The organism is Streptomyces sp. NBC_00038 (genome assembly GCF_026343635.1).
Taxonomy (GTDB): Bacteria; Actinomycetota; Actinomycetes; order Streptomycetales; family Streptomycetaceae; genus Streptomyces.
Window position 1 is genome coordinate 57,157 of sequence record NZ_JAPELQ010000001.1, and the last position, 15,470, is coordinate 72,626.

The 15,470-nt window shown below is 69.4% G+C and carries 15 protein-coding genes; 3 read left to right on the forward strand and 12 right to left on the reverse strand.

Features of this window, described 5'->3' with window-relative positions:
- Window positions 1-116: 116 nt before the first annotated feature.
- The gene (locus OG219_RS00325) at window positions 117-959 is read left to right on the forward strand and encodes an IS5 family transposase (RefSeq protein WP_266821611.1); all 843 of its coding nucleotides are present in this window, start codon (window positions 117-119) and stop codon (window positions 957-959) included.
- A gap of 4 nt (window positions 960-963) precedes the next feature.
- Here OG219_RS00325 and OG219_RS00330 read toward each other — a convergent pair whose 3' ends face one another.
- Entirely contained in the window at window positions 964-1,680 is a 717-nt protein-coding gene (locus OG219_RS00330) for an SDR family oxidoreductase (RefSeq protein ID WP_266821613.1), read from the reverse strand.
- A gap of 71 nt (window positions 1,681-1,751) precedes the next feature.
- Between OG219_RS00330 and OG219_RS00335 the strand changes: the two genes are divergently transcribed.
- The gene (locus OG219_RS00335) at window positions 1,752-2,567 is read left to right on the forward strand and encodes a helix-turn-helix transcriptional regulator (RefSeq protein ID WP_266821615.1); all 816 of its coding nucleotides are present in this window, start codon (window positions 1,752-1,754) and stop codon (window positions 2,565-2,567) included.
- A 173-nt stretch (window positions 2,568-2,740) separates the two neighbouring features.
- Here the strand turns inward: OG219_RS00335 and OG219_RS00340 are convergent, their stop codons facing one another.
- The 11 genes from OG219_RS00340 to OG219_RS00390 all read right to left on the reverse strand — a co-directional run bounded on the left by OG219_RS00340 (window position 2,741) and on the right by OG219_RS00390 (window position 14,261).
- A complete protein-coding gene (locus tag OG219_RS00340; RefSeq protein WP_266821617.1) occupies window positions 2,741-3,598 on the reverse strand; it encodes a DMT family transporter in 858 nt (285 codons plus the stop codon).
- Window positions 3,599-3,702: 104 nt separating this feature from the next.
- Entirely contained in the window at window positions 3,703-4,482 is a 780-nt protein-coding gene (locus tag OG219_RS00345; RefSeq protein ID WP_266821619.1) for a GntR family transcriptional regulator, read from the reverse strand.
- A 122-nt stretch (window positions 4,483-4,604) separates the two neighbouring features.
- Window positions 4,605-5,567, reverse strand: coding sequence for an SIS domain-containing protein (locus tag OG219_RS00350; RefSeq protein ID WP_266821621.1), 963 nt, complete (start codon window positions 5,565-5,567; stop codon window positions 4,605-4,607).
- Between the two features lie 4 nt (window positions 5,568-5,571).
- Window positions 5,572-6,468 (reverse strand): PfkB family carbohydrate kinase, encoded by an 897-nt coding sequence (locus OG219_RS00355; protein WP_266821623.1) that lies wholly within the window; start codon window positions 6,466-6,468, stop codon window positions 5,572-5,574.
- Window positions 6,465-6,917 carry a secondary thiamine-phosphate synthase enzyme YjbQ gene (locus OG219_RS00360; protein ID WP_266821625.1) on the reverse strand — a complete coding sequence of 151 codons (453 nt, stop codon included), beginning with the start codon at window positions 6,915-6,917 and terminating at the stop codon, window positions 6,465-6,467. The genes OG219_RS00355 and OG219_RS00360 overlap by 4 nt, the downstream gene beginning before the upstream one ends.
- 50 nt (window positions 6,918-6,967) lie before the next feature.
- Window positions 6,968-9,073 (reverse strand): ADP-ribosylglycohydrolase family protein, encoded by a 2,106-nt coding sequence (locus OG219_RS00365; protein WP_266821627.1) that lies wholly within the window; start codon window positions 9,071-9,073, stop codon window positions 6,968-6,970.
- Between the two features lies 1 nt (window position 9,074).
- On the reverse strand, window positions 9,075-9,899 hold the full coding sequence (locus tag OG219_RS00370) for a carbohydrate ABC transporter permease (protein WP_266821629.1): 825 nt from the start codon (window positions 9,897-9,899) through the stop codon (window positions 9,075-9,077).
- Window positions 9,896-10,825: a carbohydrate ABC transporter permease gene (locus OG219_RS00375; RefSeq protein ID WP_266821631.1), complete on the reverse strand. Its 930-nt coding sequence runs from the start codon at window positions 10,823-10,825 to the stop codon at window positions 9,896-9,898. Before OG219_RS00375 ends, OG219_RS00370 begins: the two co-directional genes overlap by 4 nt.
- A 79-nt stretch (window positions 10,826-10,904) precedes the next feature.
- Window positions 10,905-12,263 (reverse strand): ABC transporter substrate-binding protein, encoded by a 1,359-nt coding sequence (locus tag OG219_RS00380; RefSeq protein ID WP_266821633.1) that lies wholly within the window; start codon window positions 12,261-12,263, stop codon window positions 10,905-10,907.
- A 113-nt stretch (window positions 12,264-12,376) separates the two neighbouring features.
- On the reverse strand, window positions 12,377-13,327 hold the full coding sequence (locus tag OG219_RS00385; protein WP_266821635.1) for a hypothetical protein: 951 nt from the start codon (window positions 13,325-13,327) through the stop codon (window positions 12,377-12,379).
- Between the two features lie 13 nt (window positions 13,328-13,340).
- Complete coding sequence (locus tag OG219_RS00390; RefSeq protein WP_266821637.1) at window positions 13,341-14,261, reverse strand: carbohydrate kinase family protein; 921 nt, start codon at window positions 14,259-14,261, stop codon at window positions 13,341-13,343.
- 124 nt (window positions 14,262-14,385) lie between these two features.
- On the opposite strand from OG219_RS00390, the gene OG219_RS00395 reads away from it, so the two are divergent.
- Window positions 14,386-15,366, forward strand: coding sequence for a nucleoside hydrolase (locus OG219_RS00395; protein WP_266821639.1), 981 nt, complete (start codon window positions 14,386-14,388; stop codon window positions 15,364-15,366).
- Window positions 15,367-15,470 lie beyond the last annotated feature (104 nt).

The following is a 15,470-nucleotide window of genomic DNA, read 5'->3' on the forward strand; positions in this document are numbered from 1 at the left end:
GTCCGGGCGAGTCAAGAGGTCGCGCGGATAGGCGCGGTTGGGGACCCCGGCAACAGAACGGGCACAGGTCCCGGTGATCATGGAGTTGCGACGCTCTGTGACCACTGAGGAGACCTGTGCCCGCGTTGCCATCACGGCTCACCGAACCGCTCTGGGACCAGTTTGTGGCTCTGCTGCCCAAGCGGCCGGAGTTCCATCCGGACCATCCACTCGGCTGCCATCGACGGCGCATCAGCGACCGGATCATCTTCGACAAGATGCTGCAACTGCTGCGCTTCGGCTGCTCCTACGAGGCGATCGCCGACACGACCTACTCGGCCACCACGATCCGCAGCCGCCGCGACAAGTGGATACAACTCGGCGTGTTCGCCCAGATCAAGCAGATCGCGCTGGACTCCTACGACAGGATCGTCGGCCTCGTCCTCGACCAGATCGCCGTGGACGGCTCCATCACCAAGGCGCCCGGAGGCGGCGAGGTGGCCGGTCGCTCACCGGTCGACCGCGGCAAACAGGGCCTGAAACGCTCGGGCATGACGGACGGGTACGGCATGCCCCTGGGTCGTATCCTGGCCGGTGCCAACCGCCACGACTCCCCGTTGCTCGCCCCGATCCTGGACCGTCTGAACGACCTGGGGCCGTTACCCGACGACATCACCGTGCACCTGGCCGCCGGCTACGACTCGGACAAGACCCGCGCTCTGCTCAACGAACGCGGCCTGCACGGCCGCATCGCGCACAAGGGGGAGAAGGTGCCCATCCAGGCCAGCCGGCGTTGGCATGTCGAACGCACTCACGCCTGGCAGAACGCCTTCTACCGGTTCGCCCGCTGCTACGAGCGGCGCACCACCGTCATCGACGCCTTCCTCGACCTCGCCGACACGATCATCACCGTGCGCAGTCGGATCCGGCAGGCATGGACCACACACCGCTGGGACACCCGTCCCCGCCGCCGCTCATGACTGGTCACCAGGGCACGGGCGTTCCGTCCCAGGAGAAGAAGCCACCGGTGGGGCCGTCGTCCGGCAGCAGGGCCAGGCGGAGGGCACCCTGCGCGGCCTCGGCCGGGTCGCCGCCGGCAGCGGCGGCCCGGGGGTTGAGACCGGTGGCCCGCAGGCCGGGGGCGAGCGCGTTGACCTTGAAGCCGTCCTCGGCCAGCGTCTGGGCGTAAAAGACGGTGAGGGCGTTGAGGGCGGCCTTGGACGACCGGTAGGCGGCTGCGCCACCGCTTCCCGGGGTGAACTGGGGGTTGGGGGTGGTGCTCCAGGTCAGCGACGCGGTGCCACTGGAGATGTTGACTATGCGCGGGCGCGGGGACCGCCGCAGGGCGGGCAGGAAGGCATTGGTCACCGCCACCACCCCGAACACATTGGTCTCGTATGTGCGCCGGTACTCCTCGACGCCGGTGTCGGCCGGCGGGGCGAGTGACGGCGAGATGCCGGCGTTGTTGACCAGCACGTCCAAGCGGTCCATCTGGGCCGCGGCCTGTGCGACGCCGTCGGGATCTGTCACGTCGAGGACCAGCAGACAGGCCCCGGATCCGATCTCCTCGACGGCCCGCTGCCCGCGCCCAGGGTCACGGGAGCCCACGTACACGGTGAGGCCCTCGGCGGCGAGCAGCCGGGCGATATGCTTGCCGATGCCCTTGTTGGCACCGGTGACCAGAGCTGTGCGTTCGTTCATGGCAACCACACTTCCCTGGTCGCGGGCGCCCTGCCAGGGACAGCCTGTACCAGGCAGTGGGAGGAGGCGACATGGCGCGGCAGGAGCTGGCCCACTACCTGCGGGACCGCCGGGCGGCCCTGCGTCCGCACGAGATCGGCCTGGCGGCGACGGGCACCGACCGCCGCACACCGGGTCTGCGCCGCGAAGAGGTGGCGGAGCTCGCCCACATGTCGGTCGACTACTACACGCGGCTGGAGCAGGCCCGGGGGCCGCGGCCATCGGCCCGGATCCTGGACGCGCTGGCCCGCGCGCTGCGGCTCACGCCGGCCGAGCGCAGCCATCTGTTCCGCCTGGCGGGTTCAAGCGCGCCGCCTGGCATCAGCGCTGTGCGGTGGGTGCGCCCGCACGTGGCCCGGATGCTGGAGCGGCTACCGGAGACCGGTGCCATCGTCACTGACGCGGCGTACGACGTTGTCGCCTGGAACCCCCTGGCCCGGGCACTGCTCGGCGCCGACCTTGGAGGCGGGACGACGAACCTGGCCCGACGCCGCTTCCTGGGCCAGGGGCGGATGTACGAGAGCTCCAGCGCCGAGGAATTCGGGCACATCGTGGTGGCGCGGCTGCGCCGTGCCGCGGATCGCTACCCGCATGACCCGCAGCTGGCCGCGCTGCTGGCCGAACTGCACGCCGGCAGTGAGGAGTTCCGGCAGATCTGGGAGGCGCGTCCGGTCCACGCTCCCGGGCATCGCACCAAGACCCTGGACCATCCGGAGGCCGGTGCGCTGCGGTTGAACTGCGACGTCCTGCTCGTGCCCGAGGATGACCAGGAGGTTGTCCTGATGACGGCCGACCCCGGATCACCTGCCGTGCGGGCCCTGCGCAGGCTGGCCATGCAGGCGACCTGAAACGAAGGATGCGCACAGGTCTCGCCAACGGTCACAGAGCGTCGCAACTCAATATTCAACCGGGCCTGTGCCCACCTTGATGCCGAGGCTTCCACGCCGCCTATCTGCGCGGGCTCCAAGTCGGTGCACTGACGGCAACCGCTACGCCGGGGAGAGCACACGTGGGTGAGCGGCTACCCCGTGACCTGGCGAATGTGCGGCACCACACGGGTCAGCCGTAGCACACCCCACAGAATCGCCGCGGTCCCGATCGCCTCAGGGAGCAGCCACCACCCGGTACGTACGGTCTCCCCGAACAGGGTGATGCCCAGCATCAGACTGACCGTCGCGTCACCGATGGTCAGGGCGGGCTGCGAGGCCGCCAAGGAGCCGGCCTGCAACGCGTTCTCCAGCAGCAGGATGGCGCTGATGCCGGTCAGCGCGAACCCATAGGTCTGCCACGCGCTGAGGAATGCGACGAAACCATTGTCGGCGAGGGTTCCCGTTGCCGACTTCAGCAGCGCGGCAGTCAGGGCGTTGCCGACGGCAGACGCCGATCCCAGCACTGCGGCCCGGAGCAGCTGCGGGCGCCCCGGACGGGCCAGAGCAACCAGCACGCCCATCGCCCCCAGGCACAGCACCAGCGCCGGGATCCACCTCGCCATGGCGGCCTGGTCGCGTGCCCCCGAAGGAGCAGCAGCCCCGAGGAGCAGAGCGAGGCCGACGACCACACCGGCGACGGCCCACCAGCCCGCACTTGGCAGACGCCTGTGCAGCAGCGGAATCGCGATCAGCAGGGCCAACGGCAGCTCCAGGATGAACAAGGGCTGCACCAGAGCCAGCGGCCCGTTCACCAGAGCCAAGGCCTGGAAAATTGCGGCCGCGACAACCCCGGCGATGCCGATCAGCCACGCCGGACGCCGAGCCAGATCGAGCATCAGGCGCAGTCCACCGCCGTGCGCGACGGTGGACGCCGCCTTCCGTTGGAAGGCAGTGCCGGCCGCGTTACTGGCGGCCCCCATGACGGCGAACAGCACGGCCAGCACGATCACTCTTCCACCATGCCCGTACAAGGGACATGAGGCATTCCCGGACACGCCACCCAGCGCTCAGTACGCAGCGCCTGCCTGCCTGCCGGGGATTCGTGAGGTAGTAGTCAGGACGTGTAGTGGAAGCGCACCCTGCTCCCGAGCCACACGGTCCGTGTCGTCTCCAACAGGCGGCCGTCTTCCAGGCGGGCCACCGACCACACCACGAACAGCGGCGCGTCGAGGGTCGTGTTCAGCAGGCGGGCCTCATGGGAGTTGGCCGCGCCGACTTCGAGGTAGTGGTTGGCGTCGAAGGGCACGAGCTCGAAGATCTCGCGAAGGGTCCGGGACAGGGAGCCGTCGACGAGGAGCTGATCGGACAGCCCGGGCGCGATGGGTTCGGGGACCCACGAGTCCGTGAGCCCGATGGCGCGGTCGTTGACCACGTGAAGCCGCTTGAGATGAAGCTGCTTGGCGGAGGCTTCCTCCGGGGTGATGAGCTTGATCAGCTCATGGGGCTCGGGTTCGGCGGGCTCGTCACGCAGTTGGATGGACTTCGCGGTCTGGCCCGCGGCATGAAAGCGGTCCCGCCACGGTGTGGTGAGCGCGAAGTCGTGCTGGACGGGTTCCGGTATGTCGGCGACGAAGGTCCCGGCGCCCTGCCTGCGCTCGACGTAGCCGTCCGCGGCCAAGGCCCCGAGCGCCTGGCGGATGGTGATGCGGCTGACGCCGTACAACTCGGAGAGTTCGCGCTCGGTCGGCAGCCGGTAGCCCGTCTGGAGTTCCTGGTCGATCTGCCGGCGCAGATCACGCTGCACCTGAGCCCAGGCGGGCATGGGCGACCTGCGATCCACCGGGTGCACAGACATGCGCCCCCGGTCGGTCGTCGCGCCGTCGACGACGGACAAGAACGGACTCCCCTCACCACTTCGCGCGCCGTCAATCACGTCGCACAATTGGTCTCAATTTTAGCACCTATCGTACGCGGCTCACAGAAACGGCACGGCGCGCGAAGGGAGCGATGCCTGCGTCAGGAATCGAGTTTGATGTGCTGCGCGTCCATGTTCACCGCTCCGCCGCGGAAGGGCGGACGACCCCACCGCAACGCCGCACCTTGGGCGAACCAGGCCCCCGCCACCGCCGTGGCGATGTCATGCAGAACGGCGGCATCGGGCAGATCGGAGTCCGTCAGACCGCTGGTGTCAACCTGAACGACGGTCTGGCCGGTGGTAAGCAGGGCCTCGGCCAGGCGGTCGAATCGCGGTCGGCCGTGAGGACCCATGAGTTGCAGGGTGAGGTGCTGCTCGGGGCCGATGAAGTAGTCGACGTGCCCGCTCTCTTCAAGGGGCACGTTGCGAACTGCCAGACCGCAGGCCTCGATCAGCTTCAGGACCCAGAAGTCGGCTCCGCTGCACAGCTCCGGAAGTGACAGGACCGACACGGCGGCCGGCGCGGACTCGGGCAGAGCGCGCACCTGCGCGTCGACCGTCACGCGGACCCTGTCCAGGCTCTTCGCGAGGGCCGGGTTGAAGGGCGAGGTGTCGACTCCGCAGACGGCCGCCACCCCCTGGGCGAGCATGACGTGTCCGGCGCAGGGGACGACCTCCTCTACGCGCAGTACAGGCACCAACTGGACTTCGTCGGCACTGTCCGCCAGCGGTGAGGAAGCCTGCGAGGTGATCGCGACGGTCTTCAGCCCGGCAGTCCGCGCCATGCGCAGGGCCCGGACGGTGGCCCCGGAGGTTCCGGAGTGCGAGATGCCCACGAGGGTGTCACAGGCGGCGGGCAGGGTCTCGCTCCAGGCGACATCGCCTGCCGACAGGGCTCGGTGGCCGAATCCGGTGGCGATCAGCCCGGAGGCCAGGGAGTCCCCCGAGCCGACGAAGACCGCGCGTCCCAGGTCCGGGACGCTGCCGACGGCTACCGGTGGCACGTCCAGCAGCGCGGCGCGCAGCGCGGCACTCGAGGTGGCGGGTGCGGGTGTGGCGGGCATGGTTCTAGTGCTCCTTGCGGGTGGTGATGCCGGGGAAGGGACATGCGATGGGTGCCGCCGCGGCGAGGGCTTCGTGGCCCCAGTCGGCGAGGGCTGTGCGGGCAATGCTGGTGCCGTACAAGGCGGCTTCGACGGGGTCGGCGCCGGCGGCGAGGGCGGCCACGACAGCGCCCGCGGAGGCGTCTCCGGCGCCGGTGGTCTCCACGACGGTGGCCGCTCGGTCGCGTACGGACCAGTTGCCGTCGGCGGTGACGACGTAACTGCCCTCGGCGTCGAGGCGCGCCACCACCGGCAGGCCCAGCCCGGCCGCCAGCGACCTGGCGGCGCGGCGTGGGTCGGAGTCCAGCAGACTCAACTGGATTCGGCTCGGCAGCAGCACGGTCGTCGCCGAGACCACCCGGCGCAGGTGCTCCAGTCCCTGTTCGGCGACCAGGGCCTGGTGAGGGTCGAGACCGACCCGGGTCTTCGGGTCTGCCTCGGGCCGCTCGGCGGGTGACGACGCGACCAGTCCGTCGAGGCCATCCTGGAAACCGGCCGCCGGCGCGGGAAGCGAGTCATGCGACCCGGGCCCGACCGGATCGGGCCCTTCGAGTTCGGTACGCGCTGTCGTGTCCTGCGTGACGATGCGCCGTCCGCGGGCCGAGTTCAGGATCCACAACCTCGGCACGGTGGGCACCGGGTGGCAGTACCGCCGGTCGACACCCAAGTCGTCGAAGATCCGCGCGAACTCGGGGGCATCCCCGGGCAGTGGACAGCTCACGCGGACATCGGTGCCGGAGACGAGTCGCGCGCCCAGTGCGGCGAAGAGGGCGGGCCCGCCGGGGCACGAGAAGCGTGCCCCGGCGGGTTCGGTGACCAGATGATCGACCGACAGGCCTCCGTGGATGCCGACCAGTGTCACTGTGAGAACCGGGAGAAGGCGTACTGGACGGTGCGGTCGCGCGGCCCGTCCAGCTCCAGGAGGTAGATGCCCTGGCTGTGGCCGATCCCCAACTGCCCGTCGGCGACCGGCAGAGTAAGCGACTGGGCACCGAACACGCACCGCACGTGCGCGGCCGCGTCCTGCGGTCCGTCATGGAGGTGGACGAAGGGGCGGTCCACGGGTATCTGCCCCTCGATGAACAGCCGGATGTCGTGCAGCGTGGTGCCGTCGACACCGGAGTTGAGGATCAGCGTGCAGGTGGTGTGCGGGAGGTAGACCGTGAGCGTCCCGTCGCCCAGCTGCGGCGGGACGGCGTCCCTGAGCCGCGGAGTGAGATCGGTGTAGCCGACGGGTGCTGCGTACCCGTCGGCGGGCTTGGTGTTCACGCTGAAGCGCTGCCACTTGCCGATCGTGGGGGGAGTGCTCATCGATGTGCCTTTCGTGTTCGTTTCCCGGGTGGTACACCGCGCTGTACTGCCTAGGGCGCGGCGAGACGTGAGATGCGCACGCCGTCGGCCGCGACGGCGCCGCGCTCGACGACGAATCCGGTGCCGCCACCGAGGGTGTCGTCGGCGATGGCGGTGAGCCGGATGCTGCCGTCGACGGACAACGCGAACTCCCTGCCACGACAACGCAGTTCCACCGCGTAGGGGCGGTCGCGCTCGTACGTGAACGCAGTCTCGGCCAGGACGCGGCGTTCGCCGTCGCGCTGGTGCAGCAGACGCAGGCGGTCCCCACCGCTGAATACCCCGGCGTAGAAGCGGCGGTGGCCTCTGCTGCGGACCACCAGGCCGGCGGTCTCGTGCAGGGAGAAGGTGAGCCGGCTGGCGACGGCGTAGTCGGTCCAGTCCCGGGTGCCGGTGGTGACGACGCCGAGGATGTCGGGGTGGGATACGGAGTAGGTGACGGCGAAGTCGGCCTCGAAGTTCTTCGCCGAGCTCACCCAGGGCGCGAGTGCCTGGGGTTTGGTGTCCCAGATGGAGGCGAGCAGGACACCGCTCTGCTCGAAGTCCTCCGGTGCGCCGCGCCAGTCCAGTTCGTGCAGGAAGGCCTCTGCCCCGGGGCCGTCTGCGGTGAAGGCGAATCCGACTCTGAAGGGGACCAGATTGCCGGCCGGTGGGACCTGCCAGGTGACCGTACGCGGCGTGGGACCGAGGGAGTTCGCTTCGCCGAGGACCGTGGTGGTCCGTCCTTCGTCGGCGTACAGGACGTAGGGGCGTACGTTCGTGCCGTCGCGGGCGGCGGACAGGCGGGCGGTCAGTGTCTGGCCGGGGTAGAGCGTGGGGCTGGCGAGGGTGGAGAAATTGCCGCTGGTGTCGGCGGGATCGAGGAACGTGGGCGTGGAGACGTGGGCCGTGCCCGGTCCGTGCGGGCCGCCGAGGCGTACGCGCAGCGCGTCGCCGGTGCCCGCAGGCGGCGGTCCGTCGGCCCCCGGGTGGTACGGGCAGGCGGTGAAACCCTGGACCGAGCCGCGGTAGGCGAAGGTGAACCGGGGTCGCGGCGGCGGGAGTTCGCCCCCGGCGAGAGTGGTGGCGGAGGCCAGGATCCGGTCGGTCTCGCGGGTGGCGTCGCTGACGCACTCCCCTCCGTCGGCGGTGACGACAAGCAGGCGGTCGGCCACCGGTGTCCTCAGGTCGGGGCCCTCGCCCAGCGCGTCGAGACCGAGGCGTACGCCGTTGAGGCAGCCCACGGTCCCGGCGTTGCTGTCGGTGTCGAAGCCGACGGACGACGCGATCATCACCGAGGCGGGGAAGCTGTCGCCGGCGCCGAGGAGCGCACCGAGCGACATGGCCAGGTTGGACAGCGCGTGGCAGGGGCCGGGGTAGCGGGCGTACCCGTAGTGCTGGTCCACCCAGTCGCGGATGTCGCGCCAGTCGTGTGCGGCGGAGCAGTTGGCGCGGACGTCGTCCAGCAGGCGGCGCACGGCCGGGGAGCGCACGTAGGCGGTGCCGGTGTCGAGGAGGCGGTCCAGGTCGGGTTCGTCGAAGGCCAGCGCGCGCATGGCGGCGAGCAGTCCGGCCGACTCCAGCGCGTCGCCGTCGTGGCTGACCGAGGCGGCGGCCCTGGTCAGGGCGACGGCGCGGTCGGGGTCGTCGGGGTGCATCAGGCCGAAGGCGTCGCTGAAGATCTGGGCGCCGATCTGCTCGGCGAGGGTCTGGCCGTTGACAGCGATCGATCCGCTGCTCGGAGCCGGTATGCCCCGGCGCAGGTTGAGGTAGGCGGTGTGCTCGGTGGACCGTCCCATGCCGCCCCACCACAGGATGGTGCGGTCCTCGATGACGTAGTTGAGCCAGGTGTCGCCGACGTCGGCCGCCTCGACCGTCCGGCCCGGGTTGTCGAGGACGACGCGGGCGAAGGCGAGGGTGCCGGAGATGTCGTCGTCGGCGACGATCAGCGGGATGCCCAAGTCGTCGTTGACGTACCGGCCGACCTCTCCGAACCGGTCGGTGATGTCCTGGTAGGGCCAGCCTTCGACGGGGCGTCCGAGATAGACGCCGATGATCTTGCCGAGGACTCCGGCGTAGACCTGCTCGGCGTACCGCTCGCGCCGAACAGGGGTGTGTCGTACGGGATGTGTCGTCATGTCAGCCCTTGACCGCGCCGCCGGCCATGCCGTCCACGACGTAGCGCTGCAGGGCGATGAACACGCCGAGGACCGGGAGGATGAGGATGAGGGCGCCCGCCATCATGGCCCCGAGTTGGGTGGAGAAGGTGCCGTTCATCGACAGGAAGCCCAGGGTGACGGTCTGGTCGGCGGGATCGTGCAGGAAGGTCGAGGAGATGAGGAAGTCGTTCCAGGCGTTCAGGCCGACGATGATCCCCACGGTGATCAGACCGGGCCGTACGACGGGGAGCAGGACCCGGTGGATCAGCTGGAAGACGTTGACGCCGTCGACCAGAGCCGCCTCTTCGAGTTCCTTGGGGACGTTGAGGAAGAAGGTGCGCATCAGGAAGGTCGCGAACGGCATGTTGATCGCGGCGAGGATCACGCCGACGGCGAAGACGTTGTCGAGCAGCCCCAGGGCGGCGACTCCGGCGTACAGCGGAAAGATGAACAGCTGGATCGGCACCGTCATGGCCATGGTCAGGTAGACCATGACGGCGGGCCACATGCGGATCTTCTGGCCGGCCAGGACGTACCCGGCCAGGGAGGAGCAGAGCAGTACGACGACGACCGTGGTCCCGGTGAGCAGGAGGCTGTTGACGAATCCAGTGCCGAACGCGCCGTACTGCCAGGCGGTTTCGAAGTTGGACAGGCTGAACGACTTCGGGAGCGCGAAGGGGCTGCCGGTGACGCCCGCGTTGGACTTGAAGCTGTTGAGCAGGACCAGCAGGAGGGGGAAGAGGGCAGTGGCGGCGAACACCAGAAGCACGGCGTGGGCCATGACGCCCTTGAGTCGGTTGCTCATGACGACAGTTGCCTCCGGCTCATCCATGTGTAGACGCACGAGGCGATCAGTCCGAAGAAGCTCATGATGAGCCCGACGGCGGCTGCCTTGCCGAACTCGAAGGCCGAGAACGCGAAGGCGTAGGCGTAGGTGCCCAGCACCTCGCTGCCGTGCGCGGGGCCGCCCTGGGTGAGCAGGTAGACGTAGTCGAAGGCGAGGAAGGAGAAGATGACCGTCATCACTCCCATGAGCAGCAACGTGGGGCGGATGCTGGGGAGATAGACGTGCCGGAAGACCTGCCAGGAGCCCGCACCGTCGACGATGGCCGCTTCCACCTGCTCGACCGGTGTCTGCCTCATGGCACCGAGGTAGACGACGGTGAGGAAACCCCAGTAGTGCCACATGTCGACCGCGGCGGCCGCGTAGATCGCCCCGTGCAGGCTCGACAGCGGTGACTCGATGTGCAGGACGCCGGTGACCCCGCCGTTGGGGTTGTAGATGATGCTCAGCCACACCATCGCGTTGACCACCGGCGCCAGGACGTACGGCATGAGGTAGACGACCTGGTAGAAGGTGCGCGTGCGGCGTCGGCGGAGCAGGAGCCACGCGGTGAGCAGGCCGATGACGGCGGGGAGGGTGAGGAAGAGGGCGAGCCACTTGATGTTGTTGCCCAGGGCGGTCGTGAAGACGGGGTCCGCGAAGATGTCGGTGAAGTTGCTCAGGCCGACGTAGTTCGCGTGGAAGCCGACGCCGGTCCAGTCGGTGAAGGCGGCCATCGCGGTCAGGACGCCGGGTACGACGACGACCAGGACCGACAGGAGCAGGGCCGGTGCGACCAGCAGGTGGTTGACCAGCGACCGGCGGCGCCGGTAGGCGCGGCGGGCCCGGTGGTCCGGCGCGGGGGCCTGGCCCTCCCTGTGGGGCACCAGAGTTGCCGTAGCTGTCATGCTCGCATTCCTCCGTGCGTCGGATGCCGCGCCGTGGGCCCGCGGCATCCGACGGTTCTGGGTCGGTGGGGACGGACCGTTACCCGGCGGGTTCGGGAACCGGTGGCACCAGACCCTTGGCCTTCTCGTCATCGAAGGTCGACTGGACCTTTTTCAGGAAGTCGGTCGTACTCTCCGTGCCGAGCCAGACCCCGTCCACGTCGGTGAAGGCGGTGGCGGTGGCCGGCGGGAAGAAGGTGCCGGCGAAGAAGCCGTAGTCGCCCGTGCTGACCATGTCGACGGTGTCCTTGACCGACTGGACGAACTCCTTGGACAGACCTGTGTACGAGGCGGGGTCGAGGTCCCAGTCCTTCAGCGGGACGCCCCAGTACCCGGGCCAGGTCTTGTTCATCTCCTGCGCGAACTTCTCGCTCATCATGTAGTCGATCACCTCGGCCGCCCCGTCCTTGTTCGAGGAGTGAGCGTTGATGGACAGCGAGGCCGTGGTGCCGAGGGTCCCGCTGGGCGAAGGCAGGCCGGCGGTGACGTTGGGGAAGGGGGCGAAGCCGAGGTCCGAGGTGTTCCCGGCGGCGTCGTTGAAGTAGTCGCTGGCGAACTGGAAGGCCAGCGTGGGGCCGAAGAAGAAGGGCGACTTGCCCTGGGCCAGCAGCTGCATGGACTCCGTGAAGTTCAGGTTCGCGTAGTCCTCGCCGCCGAGGTAGCCCTTCTTGTAGAAGTCGGCGGAGTCGTTGACGGCTTCGACGATCTTCGGGTCGGTCCACTTGATCTCGCCCTGCAGCGCGTCGTAGACGGCCTTGCCGCCCGCCACGTGGGTCAGGAACATCGAGATGTAGTTCTGGTTGACCGGCTTCCAGCCCTTGTTGCCGGTGACCGATGGGTACATGCCCGCCTTGGCGGCCTTGTCCATGTCCGCGGTCAGCTCGGCGAAGGTGGTCGGCACCCCGACGCCCAGCTTGTCGAGGACCTTCTTGTTGTAGAAGATCCCCAGGTTCTCCAGCGAGTTGGGCAGCGAATAGAGCTTGCCGTTCACGGTCCCGGAGTCGTACATCGGCGCCAGGATCCGGTCCTTCCACCCGTACTTCTCGGCGTACGGGGTCATGTCGGCCAGCTTGCCCTGGACCGCGTAGGCCGCGGAGAAGGACGGCCCTGATCCGTAGACGATGTCGGGGCCCTTGTTGGCGGACAGCGCCACCTGGACGTTCTTGTCCACGGCGTTGTTGAAGGTGACTTCGAGGTGGTACTTGCTCTGCGACTTGTCGAACCCGTCGACGAGCACCGATTGCATGGTCTTCTGCTGCTGCGGCGACGCGCCCCAGAACCACAGTTGGAGGGTCTGACGACCGCCGGCGGCCGAGGAGCTGCCGCCGGAGCACGCGGAGAGAACCACCGCCATCGCCGCCAGGCCCGCACCGAGTACCCGGATCCCTGATCTGCTCATGTACCAAGCTCCTTTGCTACCGCACGCCGGCCCTTCAGGGTCCGCCAGGAGCACCGCTAACCTCATTGTTATTGGTACTGATCTCAGTACCATAGGACCACTGCTGGGCAGTGTCAACGAGTTTCGGACACGGCTTCGAAGGACGCCGGCACCCAGGGACCACCGCCCGAGGCTGCCCTGGCGGCGTCGAGGCGGGCTAGCTGGACCACGCCGCGCAACGCAACGTCGACAGCCGCAACATGACCGGCCCCGGCGGCGAAAGGCCTGTTGGCGATGACGTTGTCGGCGACCGAGCAGACCGAACCGCCGCGCTTGCCGAACAGCCCGGCGAGCGTCACCACGGCCGCGGACTCCCGGTCCCCGTTGAGCACGCCTGCCCGGGCCCAGGTCTCGAGGATGTCGAGGTGCCATGGCTGGAAATAACCGCCCACTCCGGGGCGACCCACCCCGCAGAAGTCGGAGTCACTGGACCTGGTGACACCCTGATGGAAGGTGCAGCCGAGCTCGACCGCGGCCCGCGACATCGCCAGGACCACTTCGTGGTGGGCTACAGCCGGATAGGACGCCGGGATGTAGGCGCGGGTCATCCCCTCGTCCCGGACGACACCGGTCGTGACCACGACGTCTCCGGGCAGCGCCCGGGGGTGGATACCGCCGGAGCCGCCGACCCGTACGAAGGTGTCCGCCTCGGTGAACTCCAGCAGTTCATGCATGATCAACTCGGCCTCGGGAGAGCCGCTCCCGCCCGAGACGACGGTCACGGGCACACCCTCGCAGCGCCCCGAGTACGTCGTGAACATCCCCGAGTCGCCGATCCGTCCGGGCTCGTCGAGCCGTCGCGCGATCTGCTCGGCCGGATCCTCGTCATACGCGCAGAGCGGATCGCGCACGGTCACCAGGACGTAGCGGGCCACGCGGCTCGGGTCGATGCCGGACAGCGCCGGTCTGCCGTCCCGGAGCAGCCCGCGGCGGGGCAGGTGGCCGGCGAAGCGGTAGTCGTCGTAGATCCGGGCGGGGTTCCAGCCCGGGCCGGGCATGTCGCCCATGCCTGCTCCAGCGGCCATATCTGCTCCTTCGTCACGTGGTGGTCGCGGACACCGTCACTTCGCGGGCAGCGCGCCGGGTCTCGTCGCGCTCTCGGGGGCCGACGGCCGGGGCGCCGTACTGGGCGATGGTGCGGGAGGCGGCGGCCGCGGCGGCCCGCGCCGAGGCGGGGATGTCGCCGGTCGAGGCGTAGGCGGCGAGGAAGGCTCCCGAGTAGGCGTTGCCGCCGCCGGTCGGGTCGATCACCGGTCCGGGCGCCACTCCCACGTGCCAGGACCTGCGCCCGTGCCGGACCAGCGATCCCGCGGGGCCGCACCGGAGGATCACCACGAGCCCGTCCCCGGGGAGTTGGGCCAGCGCGTCGAGCGGGTCCGGCCGGCCGGTCAGGGCTGCGGCCTCCGCGGCGTTGAGCGACAGTACGTCGACACCTCTGGCCAGCTCCGCCACCCGGGCACGGTCGGCCGGGGTGCAGGCGTCGGCGGCGATCTCCCACAGGACCGGGCCGCGCCACCGTGGCCGCAGCGCGGCGACCTCGCGCCAGTACAACTCGTCGGCGCCGTGGAAGAGATAGGCCCCTGCCAACCGGTCCGGCCCGACCGGCCACCGGCTGGGGTAGGGGGTGTGCGCGGCGAAGTGGGCGTCCCCGAGCACGGACTCCTCCACGCGCTCGCCGTCGTCGAGATAGCGCACGCGGGTGACGGGGCTGTGCTCGCCGACCTCGAACAGTCCCACGGGGTCGATCTCGCGCCGCTGGAACCATGCGCTCAGCCGCCGCCGGTCCGACGCGCCGACGCCGGACACGATGCCCGTGCTCCACGGCGCGGACACCAGGCTCGCCCCGACGGCCGCGTACGCCCCGGCTCCGCCGACCTCACGGGCCACCAACCTGCCGTCCACCGCGTACACCTCGTCGGTCACCGCGTGGGAGAACACCGCAACGAGCCGCTGGGTCACCGTCGTCCCTCCGAGTTCCTCCGCGTTCCGACGTCCCCCATTGAATCTGCTTGTTGTTATACCTACCATACCTTTCAGTGTCCCGGCTCTCGGCGGAGTACTCCCCCGGACGCCTGGAGCCGGGATGCCGAATGCGAGAGAGGCGTGTGTGAAGAACCTTCTGATCGACACCGACCCAGGCATGGACGACGCCCTCGCGATCATCCTCGCGCTGAAGTCGCGCGAGCTGCGGACCCGCGCTGTCACCGCCGCCACGGGCAACCTGACCTCGGACAAGACCGCCGCGAACGCGCTGCGCATCCTCGACCTGCTCGACCGCGGCGACATCCCCGTCGGCCAGGGCCCCCTTCTGCCATTGGACGGCGACTACCCGGTCGACCCCTTCTCGCACGGCAGCGACGGCCTCGCCGAATCCCACTTCCCCGCCTCGGCGCGCACCGTCGACCCGCGCCCCGCCCCGCAGTTGATCGTGGACACCGTCAACGCCCACGCCGGTGACATCAGCATCGCGGCACTCGCGCCGCTGACCAACATCGCCCTCGCCCTGGAGATCGACCCGCGCCTGCCCGAGAAGGTGACCGAACTCGTCATCATCGGCGGCTCCTACGGGCTCACCCCCTACGCCTGGTCCCAGGCCACCGGCGACAACGCGGTCAGCGAATGGAACCTGTTCGTCGACCCCGAAGCGGCCCACCGGGTCTTCCGGGCCGGGTTCGATCTCGTGGCCGTCGGCCTCGACATCGCCACCCACCCCCGCATCAACTTCCGCGACAGCGACCTCGACCGGCTGCGCCGCGCGCAGACCCCTGAAGCCGCCCTCGCCGCCCGGGTCGTGGACTACGTCAAGGGGCGCGGCTACCAGTCGTACTGCTCCCTCATCGACAGCGTCGCCGTCGCCGCCCTCATCGACCCCACGCTCATCGAATGTGTCGAGGTCCGCTGCGACGTCGAACGCCGCGGCGAACTGACCCGCGGCATGACAGTCGTCGAACGCCGTGCGCACCACGGACGGGGCGATCTGCCCATCATCCGGACCGTGTCCGGCCTCGACTTCGACCGCTTCCTCGACCTGGTGACCGAGGTACTCAGCGATCCCGGGTCGTAGCGGGTTCCTGGTCGCCGGCCCATGCTTTCGCGGGCCCTCAGGCCCGACGAGCACCGATGCCCCCGATGCCCCCGATGCCCCCGATGCCCGGAACGAACCAACTG

Coding starts and splice junctions, on each gene's coding strand:
- OG219_RS00330 (WP_266821613.1), bottom strand. CDS start 1,680: ATGAACGAACGCACAGCTCTGGTCACCGGTGCCAACAAGGGCATCGGC.
- OG219_RS00335 (WP_266821615.1), top strand. CDS start 1,752: ATGGCGCGGCAGGAGCTGGCCCACTACCTGCGGGACCGCCGGGCGGCC.
- OG219_RS00350 (WP_266821621.1), bottom strand. CDS start 5,567: ATGCCCGCCACACCCGCACCCGCCACCTCGAGTGCCGCGCTGCGCGCC.
- OG219_RS00360 (WP_266821625.1), bottom strand. CDS start 6,917: ATGAGCACTCCCCCCACGATCGGCAAGTGGCAGCGCTTCAGCGTGAAC.
- OG219_RS00365 (WP_266821627.1), bottom strand. CDS start 9,073: ATGACGACACATCCCGTACGACACACCCCTGTTCGGCGCGAGCGGTAC.
- OG219_RS00370 (WP_266821629.1), bottom strand. CDS start 9,899: ATGAGCAACCGACTCAAGGGCGTCATGGCCCACGCCGTGCTTCTGGTG.
- OG219_RS00375 (WP_266821631.1), bottom strand. CDS start 10,825: ATGACAGCTACGGCAACTCTGGTGCCCCACAGGGAGGGCCAGGCCCCC.
- OG219_RS00380 (WP_266821633.1), bottom strand. CDS start 12,263: ATGAGCAGATCAGGGATCCGGGTACTCGGTGCGGGCCTGGCGGCGATG.
- OG219_RS00385 (WP_266821635.1), bottom strand. CDS start 13,327: ATGGCCGCTGGAGCAGGCATGGGCGACATGCCCGGCCCGGGCTGGAAC.
- OG219_RS00395 (WP_266821639.1), top strand. CDS start 14,386: ATGCCGAATGCGAGAGAGGCGTGTGTGAAGAACCTTCTGATCGACACC.